This is a genomic window from Photobacterium sp. AWH4_225, assembly GCF_056158405.1.
Map to the genome: position 1 here is coordinate 2,251,471 of NZ_JBSWTF010000001.1, position 18,305 is coordinate 2,269,775.

Here is an 18,305-nt window from a genome sequence, read left to right on the forward strand (position 1 = left end):
ATAAAAGCAGTAATGTAGTGGGAACATCGACTTCTGAGGGCGGAATAACAATGATGACTAAGCCTTTTTTTTACCACGGACAGGACAAACAATGGGTAACAGTGTCAGAGAATACCCTAACTCTGACACTCGTTAGCGAAGCTGACACCCTCATTTCCACTATCTTCATTCGCTGCGAGCCAGACAATGAAGAAATGCTCATAGATATGGAAAAAGGGAAAACCGATGGCAGGCTCCAATACTGGCACGGACAAATCCCACTCAATCAAGACAAAGCATTAACCCACTACTGTTTCAAAGTAATGCAGAACAGCCGCCAATGGTGGTTGGACAGTAAAGGGATCAGCCCTCGTATGCCGGGCCGAGAATCCCACTTCAAGTTCAATTCTCAACATCAGCCTCCTCAATGGGTCAAGAATCAGGTGTTCTACCAGATTTTCCCTGACCGTTTTAACAATGGCGATCCATCCATCAGTGTTAAGAACAGCGAGTATTTCCTGAAAGGCAATAAGCGACCAACCATCGCCAAAGAGTGGGGAACGCCAGTGTCGGACTCCCATGATAGCAATGGGCCGAACGAGTTTTATGGTGGCGATCTGAAAGGTATCGAAGATAAGCTGGACTACCTACAAGCGCTAGGTGTCACAGCACTGTATTTCAATCCTATCTTCCAGGCCCCGAGTAACCACAAATACGATACCACTAACTACACCCGTATCGACCCTCACCTAGGTACAAACGAACAGTTTGGCCATATGGTTGAAAACCTGCACCAGCGCGAAATGAAAATTGTGCTTGATGCCGTGTATAACCACACATCAGTCAACCACCCATGGTTTAACCGCTACCAACAACCGCAAGAAACTGCAGGGGCATTTAGCAACCCTGACTCTCCTTTCCGCGACTATTACCAGTTCGATGGCGATAGTGACAACTACATAGGTTGGAAAGGCATTGATAGCTTACCAAAACTCAACTTCTCTAACCCAGAAGTACAAGATTACATCTATGCAGGTGATGACGCCGTCATTAAGCAGTGGCTGCGCCCACCCTACAACATTGACGGCTGGCGCTTTGATGTCATCCATATGCTTGGTGAAGGTGTCGGTGCAGCGAACAATGCCCATTACGTCAAAGCATTCCGTAACGCAGCCAAGTCAGTGAACCCTGAATGTTATGTTTTGGGTGAACACTTTTTCGAAGCCTCAAGCTGGTTGGAGGGCGATCAAGAAGATGGTGCCATGAACTACTACGGCTTTGCCCACCCGGTTCGTGCCTTCTTTGCTAATAAAGATATTGCCTATCACAACTGTAAAATCGACGCAGCCGAGTTCGCCGACTGGTTAGAAGAAGTGCGTGGCAAAGTGCCATGGCATAACCAGTTAGCCCAGCTCAACCAATTGGACAGCCACGACACCATGCGTTTTTTGACCACCCTAAACGGTGATCAAGACACCATGAGGCTTGCCCTGTTGATGCTGTTTACCTATGTGGGCACACCATGTATTTACTACGGCACCGAAGTTGCACTTGAAGGCGGACATGATCCCGATAACCGCCGTTGCTTCCCTTGGGAACGGACAGAAGCGCCTAACGCCACCTTTGATTTCGTCAGCAAGCTTATCGAGACACGTAAGTCCCGTTTGGCGCTACAGGAAGGTAGCATTCAATGGCTGCATGCCGAGCAACAACAACTGGCTTATGCCCGCAAGCTTGAAGAAGAGCATTTAATCACTCTGATTAACAATAGTGGCTCTTCCAAAGCGCTCTCTCTACCTGTTTGGCAATTAGGTTTGCCGGAAGATACGGTGTTAACCGACCTGTTAACTGGCGACGAGTGGGAGTGTAAAGACGGTGTATTAAACATCACCTTAGCCGGTAAAGAAGGCCTATTACTTAGCCATAACTAAGAGTGTATAAGCTGACTGCTTAGCAGTATTACTCTCAGTCAGAAAACCTTGTTCAAGCCCTTATTATTCATATAAGGGCTTTAACTTACCGCATCCGCACTCAACACACTGAGCAAAGTGCTAAATAAGTTAATCTTGATAATGGGTTTTGCCAAATAAGCATCCATTCCTGCATCAAAGCATTGTTGCTTTTCACTTTCCAATACATTGGCTGTTAGCGCTATGATGGGGATCTGCTCGCAGTTTTGCTTTTCACGGATTTTTCTTGTTGCTTCCAATCCCCCCATAATAGGCATTTGGCAGTCCATCAAAATAAGATCTGGCAAGGTTTGCTCAAGATAGTTAACCGCCTCTTCACCATTGTCGACCACATCTATATTGCACAGCCCCATAGATTTAAGAAAAGCGATGACCAGCTGCTGATTCACATACTGATCTTCAACAACCAATATCCGACACCGAGAATAGCTTGATAAGTCGCATACCACATCATCACTCAAAACAACCGACTGAGGGGAGGTGGTACTCTCCGCCTTTTTCAACATCAGCCGGAAAGAAAACTCACTCCCGACCCCTTCCAGACTATTCACCCGCAGTTTAGTCCCGAGTAATTCACATAGTCTGCTAGACACCGCCAGTCCTAATCCCGTACCACCATATTTACGAGAAATAGTCCCATCGATTTGCTTGTATGAATCAAAAATATCTTCGCACTGTCGTTCAGGAATACCAATACCGCTGTCAATCACTCGGATACAGATCTCGACCTCTCCGTCCAGTTCTCTCAACCAATCCACATTAACCTTAACAAACCCTTGCTCGGTAAACTTCACCGCGTTGCTCAATAAGTTTGTCATTATTTGGCGTAGATGTTGTTCATCAGCATGAAAATCACAATCCGTTTCAGTAGGTGTAACTACCTCAATGTTTAGCCCTTTTCCACTGGCTTCTTGCACTACTGAAGTGACGCAAGATTTAACCAGCCGACATAAATTAAAATTGCTTTCACAGAGTTCGACCCGATTGCTTTCTAATCGGGAGAAGTTAAGTACTTCATTAATAAGTGTTAGCAGTGAAAAAGCAGAGTCCTTGATATACTCAACCTGCTGATTCGATTCACGGCCCAAATTCTTTTGCTGCAAGCATTGAATGAACCCCAATATTCCATTCATTGGTGTCCGCAATTCATGACTCATGTTAACCATAAATTCAGACTTTACCCGATGGGCTTTATTGAGTTGTATTGATTGACGCTCCAAAGCTTTATTAAGCTGTAATAACTTGTTATTCCGATAGAATAACTTAGAGTCAATTGACTGGATTTGACGAGCAAGATGGCCGATTTCAGAGTCTTTGTCGGTCAACTCTTGCAGATCAACCTCCCCCTTCCCAACGAGTGCAAGTTGCTTTGTCATTAAAGCAATGGGACGAGTCACCTGAGTGTGAAAAACATAAATCGCAACCGCAGCCACTAGAATGAGCGAAAGCAATAGCTTAATCGAAAAGAATATTGATGATAAAGGACTATCCCCACCATTAAATAGCATCAGCACAGATGTCATCAAGAACACACTCAAAGATACTGCGCCCATTATGACTATACACTTGCGGGTTAACAAATGCTGATACAACCCTAGTATTGCAGAGGATAATAACGAAGCACTTTTTTCAGATGCTGTTACTGCACGTTTATCCACTATATTACTCCTGTAAAATCGTGAAGGCTTAGAACCTGTCAGATTCACTCAAGCAAAATATGCGCCAACAAACCATATACTTAACCGATTGTTATTTAATAGAAAAATAACAAGAGACTCCCTCTTAAGAAATCATCACCAAATTGAGAGTCAAATTGCTAACACGATTTGTTATCGCTCAAAAATAAGTCTGAGCATTTTTTACGGGCCACAAGATAACAGCAACTAAAAGCTTGCGTTACATCACTGTTTCAACTTGCTCAAGATCACATTTCTAAGCCGTTAATTTTACTAGGATAAAAACCGCGCAAACGTTACACTCTCCGCCATAAAATCTATAACAAAAACATTACAAACCGCTTAGCGGTCTCTTCCCTAACGTGAAAGGTCCTAACTAACGATGAGTCCAGAAAAATACCTTCTAGACTGGCAAACAAGCCAAACCAATGCTGAATCTATTTCCCCATTATTGGGTCAGCTGTACCGACAGAAAGGCGTAGAAGTCCTGATGTTCGGCAAGCAAATCGTAAATACCTCAGTTATCGATATCGTTAAATCCCACCGTCTTTCCCGCCGCTACACCGGCTCTGAATTATCACCAGCCCAAACGCTGCCATTGTTCCAAACCCTGGCAACGCTTGATCTCTCTCCATGCCGTGTCGATGTTGGCCAGCTTGCATATAGCTACTGGTCTACCAATGACGATGAGAGCAATATCAGTGACTTCTTACAGACCGCCTTACTGGAATCGCTAAACAGCACGCAATCTGTAGAAACCCGCGATGTGGTTCTGTATGGCTTTGGTCGTATCGGCCGTCTGCTAGCTCGACTGCTGGTTGAAAAGAGTGGCCAAGGCTACCCACTTAGGCTAAAAGCCATTGTGGTGCGTGGCGGTAAAGATGGCGATTTGGAAAAGCGTGCTAGCCTGCTCCGTCGTGACTCCGTGCACGGCCCGTTCAACGGCAGCATTACTGTTGATGAAAACCGCAAGGCGATTATCGTCAACGGCAATTACATCCAGGTCATTTATGCCAACAGCCCTGCTGAAGTGGATTACACCGTATTTGGTATTCATAACGCGCTCGTCGTTGATAATACTGGTATGTGGCGAGACCGAGAAGGACTGAGCCAGCATCTAGGTTGCAACGGCGCGGAAAAAGTCCTGCTGACCGCTCCGGGTAAAGGCGACCTGAAAAATGTGGTATTCGGGGTCAACGAAACAGTCATTCAAGAAGATGACACCATTGTTTCAGCAGCAAGCTGTACCACCAATGCCATTACGCCAATTCTGAAAGCGATTAATGACAAGTACGGCATTGATTCCGGTCACATCGAAACGGTGCACTCGTTCACTAATGATCAGAACCTGATTGATAACTTCCATAAAGGCGAGCGCCGCGGTCGTTCCGCTTCGCTGAACATGGTCCTGACCTCTACCGGCGCAGCAAAAGCGGTTGCTAAAGCACTTCCTGAGTTGGCAGGTAAACTCACCGGCAATGCTATCCGCGTTCCTACCCCGAATGTCTCGATGGCCGTCGCTAACCTAAACCTAAACAGCGTGGCAGAGAAAGACGAGCTGAATGCCTACCTGCGTGACATGGCACTTAACTCGCCGCTATCAGGGCAAATTGATTACACCGAATCAACCGAAATTGTGTCATGTGATATCGTTGGCTCCCGCCATGCCGGTGTTGTCGACGGCGCAGCAACTATCGCCCAAGATAAACGCTGTGTTCTTTATATTTGGTATGACAACGAGTTTGGCTACAGCTGCCAGGTTGTCCACTGTATGGAACAAATGATGGGCGTCCGTTATAAGACTTACCCTGAAGTGAAATAGCACTGGCTAATCACTTCAAGCGACACCACTACAACAATAATATTCCTAGCACTTTTGCCGCCTGTTTCCTGGCGGCTTTCTTTTTGCATTCACACTGTTTAGGTTGATTAAATTGCGTAAACCGTAATACCCTCAAGAAGCGGCACTTCACTTCGGACTCGTTTGAAATGAGCTACTTCTCGACATTCCTCGTCTACCTATTTTATGGCCTTGCCTTCTTCTCTATCGGCTGCGCCATTTTGTTTCGTAACTTTCGCTACAGTAAGCTCACCATTTCCCATAGCTTGTGGGCGCTTGCCGCATTCAGCTTTGCGTATGCGTTCTACGAATGGTCAGAGCTCTACGTCAACCTGTTTGGTGACCGCATACAAGAGCCCAAATCCATCTACGTTGAATGGCTGCGGTTAAGTAAACTGAGCTTGGCCTTTCTGTTCCTGCTGGTGTTTGCCTGGATGGTAACTGTGGTTCAGAGCAAAAAAACACGCCAGTTCATGAGAGTCGTGTTGCTTGTCGCTTCTACAGCTTATCTAATGATTTTTATCAATGGCCTATCAAGCGCCCAGCTAAACAAAGATGCCATTGAGAGCCTTGAGCTTTATGCTCGGTTTATCCTAGCCTTCCCGGCGACCCTCATCGCCGGAGCGTGCATGATCAGCTACGGCCGCCAACTCGCTGACGATAAAAAAGCCTACGGTCGCTACTTCCGTTACACCGGCTATACCTTCTTGTTCATGAGCCTGAGTGCTGGTGCTTTTCCGGTGGAAATGGACAGCAGCTTTTTCTATTTACGTGTCGGGGTTGCCTATTTGCTACTGCTTTTTCTCTATCTGGCCCTTAATGTTTTCGATAAAGAGAAAGAGCGGTTAGTAGAGTCCCAACTCCATCAAGCCTACTTAACGGACAAGTACAAAGCCATCGGCCAATTAGCCTCTGGTGTTGCCCATGAGATCAATAACCCACTGGGATCATCGACACTTTCACTTGATATGCTGGAAAGCCGCTTAACTGATCAAAAGCAACTGGATTTGGTGAAAAGAACCCGACTGGGAATAGATAGAGCAGCAACAATTTGTACTGCCCTGCTCAACTATTCTCGCTCAGCAGAAGAGGTGAACCAAAAAACACTCGTCAGTAAAGCTGTCGCCTCTGCTCTGCAATTACTGGCTCATAAAGCGAGAAGCTATAATATTTCTGTTTGCGGTAACGACACTATTTATCTATTCTGCAACCCTATAAAACTTGAAGAGCTCATTATTAATTTAGTCAGCAATGCAATTGATGCTTCAGATGATAATAAAGACATTATGATAAGTTTCGAGGAAAAGGTTGTTGATGGGTATGAATATGTTCTCTTATCAGTCACCGACAACGGATGCGGAATGGATATACAAACACAAGACAAAGCAGCTGAACCTTTCTTTACCACCAAACCTATCGGTAAGGGAACAGGGTTAGGACTGGCCATTTGCGCACAAATAGCGGCAGACCAAAAAGGTAGCCTAACATTTAACAGCACCAAAGGGGTTGGCACTACCGTCATCGCAACATTGGCCAAGGAGATCTAATATGAGCCATAAAATTCTCGTGGTCGAGGACGATCAGCTTTTAAGGGAAAACATCACCGATATTCTCGAAGATGCCGGCTATGATGTTTACCAAGCAGAAAGTGCCGAGCCGGCAATGGCACTGTGCCAAGAGCATATTTTTGACCTCGCTATCCTAGACTACTTACTGCCAGGCTTGACGGGCACTGAAGCGATATCCAACTTACGCCAGCTAAACCCTAACCTCTCAATCGTATTAATCACCGCGTTTGCTACAGTCGATATCGCCGTTGATGCCATGCAAAAAGGGGCGAATGACTTCATCGCCAAACCATTCAATAGCGCTAAACTGCTGATGACAGTTAAACGCTGTATTGCAGAGAAAGCTTTTTTCCCTGAAGACAGTGAACTCAATCTCGATAAAGTCTACTCAGCATTGTCTAACCCGATCCGTCGTGAAATCATCAAGCAGCTCACCGATAACAAAGAGTTGAAGTTCATGGAAATATTCCATTTACTGGATATCGAGGATCACACCAAACTCAACTTTCACATCCAGCAACTAAAGAAAACTGGGCTGATTATTCAAGATGACAACCGGGTCTATCGTTTGTCTAAAGCTGGCGCACAAATCTTCCGTCATCAAGTTAACCGCTAGTCGAATAGCAACAATAAAATAAATCAAGATAACCCAAGCTATCAGTAATAAATGATCTGATAGCTTGAGTTATCATACCTGAACGGATGTCATTATTTTAATTAACCAAATATAAATTCAACCTAATTTATTATTAAGTCTATTTCATGACATCGTCTGCAAAATAAATATCGAGTGTTGTTAACCACACTCACCTTTCATATATTTCGCTTTCAACTGATAATTATTGGTATATTCAGAAACTGCCGAAGTGGTTTTTCTCTCCTCACTAAATACATTCGGTGAAAAGAAATTTATGACATATCGTTTGCAATTCATTGCCCTGCCCATCATGATGGGCGCTATGCTCTTGGCTGGCTGTCAAGATAATTCGCCTCAAGAAGAACAAACACCATTAAGACCCGTTAGAATCACAGCCGCCACCAATAGCCCGGCAGATTTTCAACACCGTTTTGCCGGAACCACGGTTTCAGCCTCGACGACCAACCTGAGCTTCCAGGTCTCTGGCACCATTGAGCACTTTCCAGCAAAAGCTGGCACCAGACTACGTGCCGGTGATGTCATTGCATCTCTCAATGATGATGACTTACAGCTTGCGCTGAAAAAAAATGAAGCCTTGCTTGAGCAAGCGGCCACCAATGCGAAAGCCAGTACATCCCGCTATCAGAGGATGAAAGAACTCCATGCCAAGCAGCTGATTTCAGAGATGGACTATGACGTTGCAAATGCCGAACATCAGGTGGACCTCGCCAAGGTCGATCAGGCGCAGCAGGCTGTCGATTTAAGCCAACAGCAAATTCACTACGCGACGCTACATACCAGTGAAGCGCATTGCTCGGTCACCCAAACCTATGTCACCGAGAACGAGAATGTCTCAGCCGGACAATTGATTGCCGTGATGAGTTGCGGCAGTGTTATGGAAGTTAAAGCCAATATCTCTGAAGCCACAGTTTCAAGCCTTAGGATCGGCCAACCTGTTGAAGCCATTATCACAGCTGCTCAGTCGCAGCCCCTAGACGCCCATATCAGTGAAATTGGTTTGAACACTGGTACCAACGGTACCTACTTTGTCACCGCACAAATTGACACCCGCAATACAAAACTGCGCCCCGGTATGGCCGCAGAGTTGCTAATTAGCCGTGACTTCCTTGTCAATAATGACAGCCTTTGGGTACCGATGAATACGGTCAATGAGTCTAATGGGCAACGCTATGTCATGACCTTCGAGCCGACAGATCACAACCGGGGCATCGTTCGAAAAGTAGAGATAGAAACCGGTAAGTTTGTTGCAGGCTCCATAGAGATCACCCAAGGGCTGGTTGAAGGTCAAAAAGTCATTACCGCAGGGCTCAATCAGATCTATGACGGTCAGGAGGTCTTGATGCTGGTCGAGGATAGCCGCTCATGAACATTACTCAACTAGCCTTGCAGAAAAAACAGCTGATGGGACTGATAATCCTAGCAGCTGTTATGCTCGGCATTACTTCTTTCCTTTCCATACCACAAGCTCAGGATCCTGGCTTTCCGATCCGTACTGCCCAAGTGATCACGTCGTTTCCAGGGGCATCGCCTAAACATGTTGAAGAGCTCGTTACCGACAAGCTGGAAAAGGCGATTCAGGAAATGCCTGAGCTAGACAGCGTCAACAGCCTGTCGAAATATGGTGTGTCGATTATCACCGTCGATATCAAAGACAGCTATAAGAACCTTCGCCCCGTTTGGGACTCTCTCCGCCGTAAAGTCGATGGCGTGCAAAGCGAGCTGCCTGCCGCCGCGGGGCGCTCTTCTGTCAATGATGAATACGGTGATGTCTACGGCATCGTCCTATCGGTCGTTGCCAATGACTATCACTACAGTGAACTGAAGGATATTGCCGACCAAGTACGTGATGAATTTTTACGCCTGCCGTTGGTCGGCAAGGTCGATATCTATGGCGCACAGGAAGAACGAATATTCGTTGAGTACGAAAATAGTCACCTGCAAGAGCTCGGGCTTTCCCCCAATTATCTGGCGCAGTTCTTAGCCAGCAAAAACACCCTCTTAAGCGGTGGGGAATGGCATACCGAGCACGAGGTCATGAGTATTGAGCCAAGCGGCAACCTTGAATCAGTAGAGTCACTAAAACGCACTTTCGTTCCGTTACCAAACACCCAGGAAGTACTCCCGCTTGGCAACATCGCCAATATCTACCGAGGTTACGAAACGCCTGCGCGCTCTATGGTAACAACCAATGGCGACAACAGCCTTGCTCTCGCCGTCGCCATGATTGACGGCGGGAACATTGTAAAACTGGGCGAGCAAGTCGACGAGTTGCTAGAGCAACTGGAGCAAACCTACCCATGGGGAGTCAATTTCGAAATCATCGCCTACCAGCCCGAACTGGTAGAAAATACCGTCGATAGTTTTGTCAGCAACCTATTCCAGGCCATCGCCGTTGTGTCCGGTGTTATGCTTGTCACACTCGGGCTTCGAACTGGACTGATTGTCGCAAGCTTGATCCCAGTGACCATTGCCGCCACTATCGGCATCATGTACTGGCTACAAATCGGTCTTGATCAGGTCTCGCTTGCGGCCTTGATGATAGCGCTCGGTATGTTGGTCGATAACTCTATCGTCATGGCGGAAAGTATCATGACCAGGATGGAGCGTGGGCAGAAAGCATTTGATGCGGCAATCAATGCTGCCGGTGAACTCAAGCTGTCTTTGCTAACATCATCCCTGACGACCTCAGCCGCCTTCCTGCCGATTTTTCTTGCCGAATCAACGACCGGAGAGTACACCGCCCCGCTATTCAAAGTGGTTTCCATCACCTTGCTAGCATCATGGTTCTTCTCATTAACGATGATTCCTATGCTCTGCCTGCTTTTCTTGAAGGTGAAAAAATCAGCACAGACACCACCAGCTCAAGAAATACCGCAAGATAACCGCTCAGAAAAGCTGTACAGCCAAGCATTGTCGGCGCTGTTGAGATACCGCTACCGAACTCTTTCGGTGGTCGTCGTGGCTTTTGGCATCGCCGTTTACAGTTTTAGGTTTATTCCCGTCATCTTCTTCCCGCCATCAGAAGATCCGACATTCAAGCTAGAAATAGAGCTCCCGGTTGGCTCTCCGCTGAGTAAAACCGTGGAAGTAACAGAAAATATCGATGCCTATCTTGAGACATTAAAATCTGACTCAACAAAAGATAAGGAAGGGCTGACTAATTGGGCTGCATTTATTGGCAATGGTGGGCCACGCTATGTGCTCTCCCACACTTCCAAGCCAGCAAGCCCTAACTACGCGGTCTATTTACTCAATACCACCAGCGGCGAAGTGGTCGACAAGCTCATGGCTGATATCGACCAGCACATTTTCAGCCAGTATCCCGATGTCGTTCACAGCACACGAAAAATTGAAAATGGCGCTGCCATCAAGAACCCTATCGAAGTCAGGATTATGGGCAGTGACACCGAGCAGCTATTTAGCCTTGCTGATAGTGTCAAACAAAAACTCAGCGCCATTAACGGTGTTCGTTCTATCAATGATGATTGGGGCAACAAGACCAAAAACCTCTTCGTCAATATTGATGAAGCCCAAGCCCAACGCTTAGGGATCAACAATTCCGACATTGCGCAGGTTATCCAAGCTAGCACGACAGGTATCCAAATATCTGAATACAGGGAGAATGAGGAGATTATCCCCATCATGCTTAAAGCCAGCTCCCAGCAATACAATGGCAAAGATCTGCCAACCAGCATGAACGTGTTGACCCGCACGCTCGATTCCATTCCCCTTGGCCATGTCGCCAAAGCCAACTTAGAGTGGCAGCCGGCATTGATCCCACGTCGTGATAGGATGAAAGCCATAACAGTTTCGGCCAGTTTGGCACCTAACCTCACCGCTGCAGAGGTCAACAAGCAACTTAGGCCATGGCTTAATGCTCAGCAACAAAGCTGGCCGACAGGCTACCGCTGGGAGCTAGGAGGTGTGGCGGAGTCTTCTGGTAATGCCAACAAGTCTATTTTTGACAAGCTGCCAATTGCTGCCGTTATTATCTTGCTGTTGTTGATGGCGCAGTTTAACTGTATCCGCAAAACCAGCATTATTCTGATGACAATTCCATTGGGATTAATTGGCGTTGCAGTAGGATTGCACCTAGCCCAATCCTACATTGGCTTTATGACCTTACTTGGGATCATTTCGCTCGCTGGTATCGTTATCAACAACGCCATCGTCTTAATCGACCGTATCGACATCGAGAGAGAGCATGGCTTTGAACATTACGATGCCATTATTGAAGCAGCAAAGCGGCGTATGCGCCCTATACTGCTGACGACAGCAACGACAGTCGTTGGCATGATCCCACTCTGGCTTGGAGGAGGTATTATGTGGGAGCCAATGGCCATTGCCATTATCTTTGGCCTGCTAGGTGCAACCCTATTAACCTTGGGGGTTGTGCCGGTACTCTATGCAGTATTTTTCAGAGTAAAAGCAAAATAACGCCAGAAAAATCATAGCCCTTTAAGAGGTTCTGACATTATTCAGAGCCTCTTTTGTTTCCACTGGAGCAATACTTTAAGTCATTTAACTATTCAGTTTCGCGCACGGTTTGAAATTGAATCTGAATAAGATTAATTGAAAAAGGCCCAGGTTGCTTATCTGCTATCAATACCCCAACTTGTTTGATATCCCGTGTGGCAAGTTCAGGTGCATCGTAGATAATTCGTCCTCTAAACACCGCTTGGAAGTTATTCAGATCAAATACCTTCTTCTGTTGTTGCCCCTTAACGGTCGAAAACTCGTGCTTGTAGGTAATTCGATTACCATTTTTCCATGTCGCAAGCCTCATTTGGTAAAGGCGACCGTCACCGATAAATGTGAGTTCGACTCGATCCACCTCAGCAGGCATTGATTCTATTGGCCGGTTAATGGAACTAAAGCCACCATTATTAGCTAGTGATAACTCCCCCGAGAAAAGACTAGACTGACCATCAAAAGTCATTTGCCCTTGTGAAATCCCCCCCATCACATTGTCATTAGTTGATTGCCAGTTCTGGTATTCACTAGGTTGTGTTAAGTCAATCATTATCGCCCCTGATGCAGATACTGTGTTTGTGAAGATGAAGGAAGCAACAAGCAAAAATAGTTTTCCCATTAATCACCCCGGCTAATAATTCTAAGCGAGCAATGCTCGTATTATCTTGTTTTCATTAGCTAGTTACGATTATGCCCCTCTCTAAGATCATCTTAAACGACCATAGAGATCAATGAACACAAGTAGATATCCACAACTAAGTCCGTTGACTAAGTTCATGATCCTTTTCGAGCTCTCTTGCGTTAAAGGTAGACCTAATACTGCGAGAATCGATCATGAAACACAACGCGATTATTAAGATTACAAATCTCAGACTAAGAACGTATATCGGGTTTAATGAAGAAGAAAAGCAGAAGCAGCAAGACATCATCATCAATGCTGAAATCCATTATCCCGCAAATAATTTGTGCCTGAGCGATGATGTTGAAAACGCCCTAAATTACAAAACCATCTGCAAAAACATCATCCATCACGTCGAGAACGGAAAATTCTTGTTACTGGAAAAACTCACCAGTGATGTACTTGGTTTGTGTGTTGACCATCCATGGGTAAGTTATGCCCAAGTGACCATAGATAAACCCCACGCATTACGATTTGCAGATTCAGTCTCCCTAACATTAAATTATTCCACTGATGAAAGTGTAAGTGAGTAGCATGATGAATATCGAAGCAAAACTGGTTAAACAGGCATTAATCCAGCAAGGGCTGGAAACTCCCATGTTACCCAACGAAATGAACCCTGAGCAAAAGTATGAGCGCATCAAAGGACTACTGACAGAGGTGATTGGAGTGCTCGGGTTAGATCTCAGAGATGATAGCCTTGCGAGAACGCCACACCGAATCGCTAAGATGTACGTCAATGAAGTTTTCTCTGGTCTCGACTACGACAACTTTCCCAACATATGCGTTATCGAAAACAAAATGCGTGTCGATGAGATGGTGAAAGTGTCGGACATCAGTCTCACTTCCACCTGCGAGCACCACTTTGTCACCATCGACGGTGTCGCAAAAGTCGCTTACTTACCAGAATCAAAAGTTATTGGCTTATCCAAAATCAACCGGATCGTGCGTTTCTTTGCCCAGCGCCCCCAGGTACAAGAGCGTTTAACTCAGCAGATTTTGGTCGCTGTTCAGACCTTAACTGAAACAGAAAATGTCGCCGTAACCATTGATGCAACTCATTACTGTGTGAAGTCGAGAGGTGTGATGGATGTTAACTCTAGTACGACCACCACTGCACTAGGTGGCCAATTCAAAACTAACCCACAGACTCGTGCGGAGTTCTTACAATGAGCCAAGTCGTCGTCATCACTGGGGTAGGAAAACGCCTAGGTTTCCAGCTAGCCCATACACTTATTCAACAAGGCTATGATGTTGTGGGAACATATCGCACTGAATATACAAAGCTATGTGAACTCAGAGAATTAGGCGCTGAATTGCATCAGGTAGACCTTTACCAACAAGAGCAGGTTGACAGCCTTATAGCGATATTGTCAAAGCGCTATCCAACAATCAGGGCCATTATTCACAATGCCTCAGATTGGATGCCCGATCCAAAAGGTATAGAGAACACACAAACAAGTGCCGCTGAGGTCATGCAAAAGATGATGGCGATCCACGTCGCAGTCCCCTACCAAATCAACTTAGCATTACAAGACCAGCTCAGGGAGAATGGTCATTCTGATGTTATTCATATCGGCGACTACGTGGCAGAGAAAGGCAGTAAGAAACACATCGCTTACGCCGCAAGTAAAGCGGCTATGAACAACCTAACCTTGTCATTTGCTTCACTACTTGCCCCCGAAGTCACAGTAAATTCAATTTCACCCGCATTACTCAAGTTTAACCCTGAAGATGGAGAAGCTTATAAAGAAAAAGCGCTCGCCAAAGCACTACTGCCAAGGGAAGCCGGGTTCGATGAAATCATAGAGGGCGTTAGGATGCTGCTAAATAGTCGTTTCATGACAGGCAGAAACCTACAATTTGATGGTGGTCGTCATTTGAAATAAAAAAAGCTTCTCTTGCAGCAATCCAACAAGAGAAGCAAAACCAATGATGATAAAAATAATTGCCTTAAAGCTTAATCAAAGCCTGTGCATTATTGCAGATGCGAACATTTAAACTAGATAATTATCACTATCAGATATTGATGATTATATTATTTCCATTCACATGGAATTTTTATTTTTAATTATTTACTTATAAAACATAAGCTTAGGCGCAGTATTTTACACCATCATTTGAGCAGTACGAGCATGCTCAATAGTGTGATCAACTTTCTGGCCTTCTGTTGTAGGCTCTTAATATGGTAGAGATTCCATACCGCTCTTAACCGAAGAACAACCAGTAACAAGACCTGAGATTAGAATAGATACAAGTAAGAACAGCTTTTTCATTTCAACTAACCAACTAATACAACGTAAAATTATAATTTGTGCTTTTAATCATTTTTTAATGAGCACGTGAACACCCTGACTTAACAAGTCAGATATAAAACAATAAGAGTAAATTTTCGCCGCGGATTGTATGGATTTCGATCAGGCATTACAAGCAAATTTGCCCATTCATTTTTAATCGATTAAATATTAAACACTATCTGTTAAGCGCTAGTGCACATCCAGTTCAATTATTAACCCACAAATCATTAGCAATAAATATGAATCAACAATCTTATTGATATTAAGATTAGAAACGGTAAACCTAATAAAGATAAAAAAGCCCCGAACGTTCAATGTCCGGGGCAAAACAACTATAAAAAATGGAATTTAATAAGCTTTTCTGAAACCTTGTTGATAACTGGGCTGCCGGTCGGTAAGCCGTGCCCAGCATCAATGTCAGTTTATCGGCGCATTTGTTTTTGACTCAGTTCAACAGCACGAAGCTGTGCCATTGCTTTTGCCAAATCCATCTGCGCCTGTGCGAAGTTCACATCGTCTGCATGCTTAACAATGTTCTCTTCGGCTGCACGACGTGCTTCGTCCGCGCGAGCTTTGTCGATATCCTTCCCGTGCAAGGCCGTATCGGCTAGCACGGTTACTACTGAAGGTTGCACTTCAACAATCCCGCCCGAGATATAAAGGATTTCTTCAGGATCCTTTAGATCGGTAACGAAACTCGCCACACCTGGTTTGATCCGGCTCAGCAAAGGAGAGTGGCCTGGGCGAATACCCAATTCACCATCGAACCCTGCAATCGCCAGCGCATGGGCCGGACCAGAAAACAGCGGGCCTTCGGCACTCACAATGTTGAGCTGGAACGTATTCTGAGTAACGCCAATTGCCATAACTTACTCCTTTAGATCTGCTTCGCTTTTTCAATAACTTCATCGATATTGCCGCAGTACAGGAATGCCTGCTCTGGAATATCGTCATACTCACCGCTTAACAGCCCTTTAAAGCCTTGAATAGTTTCTTTCAGAGAAACAAACACCCCTTTTTGGCCAGTGAAAACCTCTGCTACGTGGTATGGCTGAGTCAAGAAACGTTCAATCTTACGGGCGCGAGCAACAGTTTGCTTGTCTTCTTCAGACAGCTCATCCATCCCCAATATAGCGATGATATCCTTGAGCTCTTTGTAGCGTTGCAGCACGGTTTGTACACCACGAGCAACCTGATAGTGCTCCTGACCCACAATGAGTGGATCAAGTTGGCGAGACGTTGAGTCCAATGGGTCAATCGCTGGGTAAAGACCGAGTGCGGCAATGTTTCGTGATAGCACAACGGTCGCATCCAAGTGAGCGAAGGTGGTTGCCGGTGATGGATCCGTCAAGTCATCCGCAGGAACATAAACGGCCTGGATCGAAGTGATCGAGCCTTTCTTGGTCGATGTAATGCGCTCCTGCAGTACCCCCATTTCCTCAGCCAATGTCGGCTGGTAACCCACCGCTGATGGCATACGGCCCAGCAAAGCGGATACTTCAGTACCGGCTAGGGTATAGCGATAGATATTATCGATGAAGAGCAGAACGTCACGACCTTCATCGCGGAAACGCTCTGCAATCGTCAAGCCAGTAAGCGCAACACGCAGGCGGTTACCCGGTGGCTCGTTCATCTGACCATATACCATCGCAACCTTGTCGAGTACCCCGGCCTCTTTCATTTCGTAGTAGAAGTCGTTGCCCTCACGAGTACGCTCCCCTACCCCGGTAAACACAGAAAGACCTGAGTGTGCTTTAGCGATGTTGTTGATAAGCTCCATCATGTTTACGGTCTTACCTACACCAGCACCACCGAATAGGCCGATCTTACCGCCTTTAGCAAACGGACAAATAAGGTCAATAACCTTTACCCCGGTTTCCAATAGTTCAGTGCTGTTTGCCTGCTCTTCATAGGAAGGGGCTTCACGGTGAATGGCGTAAGTCACGTCTTCACCAATTTCACCGCATTCATCAATCGGCGTACCCAATACATCCATGATCCGCCCCAATGTTGCTTCACCGACAGGGACAGAAATTGGGGCACCCGTGTTCTTTACGGTTAAACCACGACGCAAGCCGTCTGATGAACCCATCGCAATACAACGAACGATGCCGCTACCAACTTGCTGCTGGACTTCTAGTACCAACGATGCATGATCGCCATCGATAATATTCAGCGCGTCATACACACGTGGCACACTGTTCTGGTCAAATTCCACATCAACGACCGCGCCGATGACTTTGACAATTTTACCCGTACTCATTTGTTATCCTCGGAATTTCTATTACACGGCCTGGGCACCCGCCACAATTTCACTCAGCTCTTGAGTGATTGCGGCCTGTCGGGCTTTGTTGTAAACCAGTTGGAGATCGTTAATCAGGGTGCCGGCGTTGTCTGTTGCCGCCTTCATTGCCACCATCCGGGCAGCTTGCTCACACGCACTGCTCTCTACCGTTCCCTGATAGACCTGCGATTCGATGTAACGCAGCATTAACTCATCCAATAGCGCCTTGGGATCTTGTTCATAGATATAGTCCCAGCGACCTTTTAGCTTCTCGCTTTCACTGTCATCAGCCTGCGCCAGTTCTGGCCGTGGCAGCAGTTGAACCACTTGCGGCTTTTGAACCATGGTGTTCACAAACTCGTTGTACACCAAATAAAGGCGGTCTATTTGGCCTTCATCATACTGCTGTAGCATGGCTGTGACAGGGCCAAGCACTTCTTCCAGTTTGGGTTTGTCACCCAGGCCAGAGGCCTGAGCGACTACATTACCGAAGCGATGGAAGAAAGAGATGGCTTTGGAGCCAATCAGCGTTGTATCCACGCCGACTCCTTTGTCACGCCACTGCTGCATTTCTACCAACACTTTCTTAAACAGGTTGTTATTCAAACCACCACACAGTCCCCGATCCGAGGAGATGATGATGTACGCAACCCGTTTTGCGTCCCGTTCTTCGAGATATGGATGCTGGTACTCCAGCGAGCCTGATACAACATGGCTAATCACCTTACGCATGTTGTCTGCGTAGGGGCGCGTTGCTGCCATGTTGTCTTGCACCTTACGCATTTTGCTCGCGGCAACCATTTCCATCGCACTGGTGATCTTCTGGGTGTTCTGGACACTACTGATCTTGGTGCGAATCTCTTTTGCGTTTGCCATTTTTC

The 18,305-nt window shown here is 46.1% G+C and carries 14 protein-coding genes; 9 read left to right on the plus strand and 5 right to left on the minus strand.

What is annotated here, in order from left to right:
- The first annotated feature begins 53 nt into the window (after positions 1–53).
- Positions 54–1,910, plus strand: coding sequence for a maltodextrin glucosidase (malZ, locus tag ACXAD4_RS10650; protein ID WP_475242757.1), 1,857 nt, complete (start codon positions 54–56; stop codon positions 1,908–1,910).
- An 80-nt stretch (positions 1,911–1,990) separates the two neighbouring features.
- Here the strand turns inward: malZ and ACXAD4_RS10655 are convergent, their stop codons facing one another.
- Positions 1,991–3,607 (minus strand): response regulator, encoded by a 1,617-nt coding sequence (locus tag ACXAD4_RS10655; protein WP_475241225.1) that lies wholly within the window; start codon positions 3,605–3,607, stop codon positions 1,991–1,993.
- Between the two features lie 400 nt (positions 3,608–4,007).
- On the opposite strand from ACXAD4_RS10655, the gene ACXAD4_RS10660 reads away from it, so the two are divergent.
- The 5 genes from ACXAD4_RS10660 (at position 4,008) to ACXAD4_RS10680 (ending at position 12,128) form a co-directional block, all read left to right on the plus strand.
- Positions 4,008–5,447, plus strand: a complete 1,440-nt coding sequence (locus ACXAD4_RS10660) for a glyceraldehyde-3-phosphate dehydrogenase (protein ID WP_475241226.1) — start codon at positions 4,008–4,010, stop codon at positions 5,445–5,447.
- A gap of 167 nt (positions 5,448–5,614) precedes the next feature.
- Positions 5,615–7,012, plus strand: coding sequence for an ATP-binding protein (locus ACXAD4_RS10665; RefSeq protein WP_475241227.1), 1,398 nt, complete (start codon positions 5,615–5,617; stop codon positions 7,010–7,012).
- Between the two features lies 1 nt (position 7,013).
- Complete coding sequence (locus tag ACXAD4_RS10670; RefSeq protein ID WP_475241229.1) at positions 7,014–7,649, plus strand: response regulator; 636 nt, start codon at positions 7,014–7,016, stop codon at positions 7,647–7,649.
- A gap of 295 nt (positions 7,650–7,944) precedes the next feature.
- The gene (locus ACXAD4_RS10675) at positions 7,945–9,057 is read left to right on the plus strand and encodes an efflux RND transporter periplasmic adaptor subunit (RefSeq protein ID WP_475241230.1); all 1,113 of its coding nucleotides are present in this window, start codon (positions 7,945–7,947) and stop codon (positions 9,055–9,057) included.
- Complete coding sequence (locus ACXAD4_RS10680) at positions 9,054–12,128, plus strand: efflux RND transporter permease subunit (protein ID WP_475241231.1); 3,075 nt, start codon at positions 9,054–9,056, stop codon at positions 12,126–12,128. Before ACXAD4_RS10675 ends, ACXAD4_RS10680 begins: the two co-directional genes overlap by 4 nt.
- A gap of 88 nt (positions 12,129–12,216) precedes the next feature.
- Here the strand turns inward: ACXAD4_RS10680 and ACXAD4_RS10685 are convergent, their stop codons facing one another.
- Complete coding sequence (locus ACXAD4_RS10685; protein WP_475241233.1) at positions 12,217–12,783, minus strand: CIA30 family protein; 567 nt, start codon at positions 12,781–12,783, stop codon at positions 12,217–12,219.
- A 215-nt stretch (positions 12,784–12,998) separates the two neighbouring features.
- On the opposite strand from ACXAD4_RS10685, the gene folX reads away from it, so the two are divergent.
- The 3 genes from folX to folM are packed head-to-tail and all read left to right on the plus strand — an operon-like array spanning position 12,999 to position 14,732.
- Positions 12,999–13,376 (plus strand): dihydroneopterin triphosphate 2'-epimerase, encoded by a 378-nt coding sequence (gene folX, locus ACXAD4_RS10690; RefSeq protein ID WP_475241234.1) that lies wholly within the window; start codon positions 12,999–13,001, stop codon positions 13,374–13,376.
- 1 nt (position 13,377) lies between these two features.
- Positions 13,378–14,016, plus strand: coding sequence for a GTP cyclohydrolase I FolE (folE, locus tag ACXAD4_RS10695; RefSeq protein WP_475241236.1), 639 nt, complete (start codon positions 13,378–13,380; stop codon positions 14,014–14,016).
- Positions 14,013–14,732: a dihydromonapterin reductase gene (gene folM, locus ACXAD4_RS10700; RefSeq protein WP_475241237.1), complete on the plus strand. Its 720-nt coding sequence runs from the start codon at positions 14,013–14,015 to the stop codon at positions 14,730–14,732. Before folE ends, folM begins: the two co-directional genes overlap by 4 nt.
- Before the next feature lie 830 nt (positions 14,733–15,562).
- Here the strand turns inward: folM and ACXAD4_RS10705 are convergent.
- Genes ACXAD4_RS10705 through atpG form a run of 3 tightly spaced genes read right to left on the minus strand, consistent with a single transcriptional unit; the run spans position 15,563 to position 18,300 of the window.
- The gene (locus ACXAD4_RS10705) at positions 15,563–16,006 is read right to left on the minus strand and encodes a F0F1 ATP synthase subunit epsilon (protein WP_475241239.1); all 444 of its coding nucleotides are present in this window, start codon (positions 16,004–16,006) and stop codon (positions 15,563–15,565) included.
- A gap of 11 nt (positions 16,007–16,017) precedes the next feature.
- Positions 16,018–17,403 (minus strand): F0F1 ATP synthase subunit beta, encoded by a 1,386-nt coding sequence (atpD, locus tag ACXAD4_RS10710; RefSeq protein WP_475241240.1) that lies wholly within the window; start codon positions 17,401–17,403, stop codon positions 16,018–16,020.
- Positions 17,404–17,424: 21 nt separating this feature from the next.
- Entirely contained in the window at positions 17,425–18,300 is an 876-nt protein-coding gene (gene atpG / locus ACXAD4_RS10715) for a F0F1 ATP synthase subunit gamma (protein ID WP_475241242.1), read from the minus strand.
- Positions 18,301–18,305 lie beyond the last annotated feature (5 nt).

Excerpts from the sequence above, each read along its gene's own strand:
- malZ (WP_475242757.1), top strand. The coding sequence starts at position 54 with ATGACTAAGCCTTTTTTTTACCACGGACAGGACAAACAATGGGTAACA.
- ACXAD4_RS10660 (WP_475241226.1), top strand. The coding sequence starts at position 4,008 with ATGAGTCCAGAAAAATACCTTCTAGACTGGCAAACAAGCCAAACCAAT.
- ACXAD4_RS10665 (WP_475241227.1), top strand. The coding sequence starts at position 5,615 with ATGAGCTACTTCTCGACATTCCTCGTCTACCTATTTTATGGCCTTGCC.
- ACXAD4_RS10670 (WP_475241229.1), top strand. The coding sequence starts at position 7,014 with ATGAGCCATAAAATTCTCGTGGTCGAGGACGATCAGCTTTTAAGGGAA.
- ACXAD4_RS10675 (WP_475241230.1), top strand. The coding sequence starts at position 7,945 with ATGACATATCGTTTGCAATTCATTGCCCTGCCCATCATGATGGGCGCT.
- ACXAD4_RS10680 (WP_475241231.1), top strand. The coding sequence starts at position 9,054 with ATGAACATTACTCAACTAGCCTTGCAGAAAAAACAGCTGATGGGACTG.
- ACXAD4_RS10685 (WP_475241233.1), bottom strand. The coding sequence starts at position 12,783 with ATGGGAAAACTATTTTTGCTTGTTGCTTCCTTCATCTTCACAAACACA.
- folX (WP_475241234.1), top strand. The coding sequence starts at position 12,999 with ATGAAACACAACGCGATTATTAAGATTACAAATCTCAGACTAAGAACG.
- folE (WP_475241236.1), top strand. The coding sequence starts at position 13,378 with ATGATGAATATCGAAGCAAAACTGGTTAAACAGGCATTAATCCAGCAA.
- folM (WP_475241237.1), top strand. The coding sequence starts at position 14,013 with ATGAGCCAAGTCGTCGTCATCACTGGGGTAGGAAAACGCCTAGGTTTC.
- ACXAD4_RS10705 (WP_475241239.1), bottom strand. The coding sequence starts at position 16,006 with ATGGCAATTGGCGTTACTCAGAATACGTTCCAGCTCAACATTGTGAGT.
- atpD (WP_475241240.1), bottom strand. The coding sequence starts at position 17,403 with ATGAGTACGGGTAAAATTGTCAAAGTCATCGGCGCGGTCGTTGATGTG.
- atpG (WP_475241242.1), bottom strand. The coding sequence starts at position 18,300 with ATGGCAAACGCAAAAGAGATTCGCACCAAGATCAGTAGTGTCCAGAAC.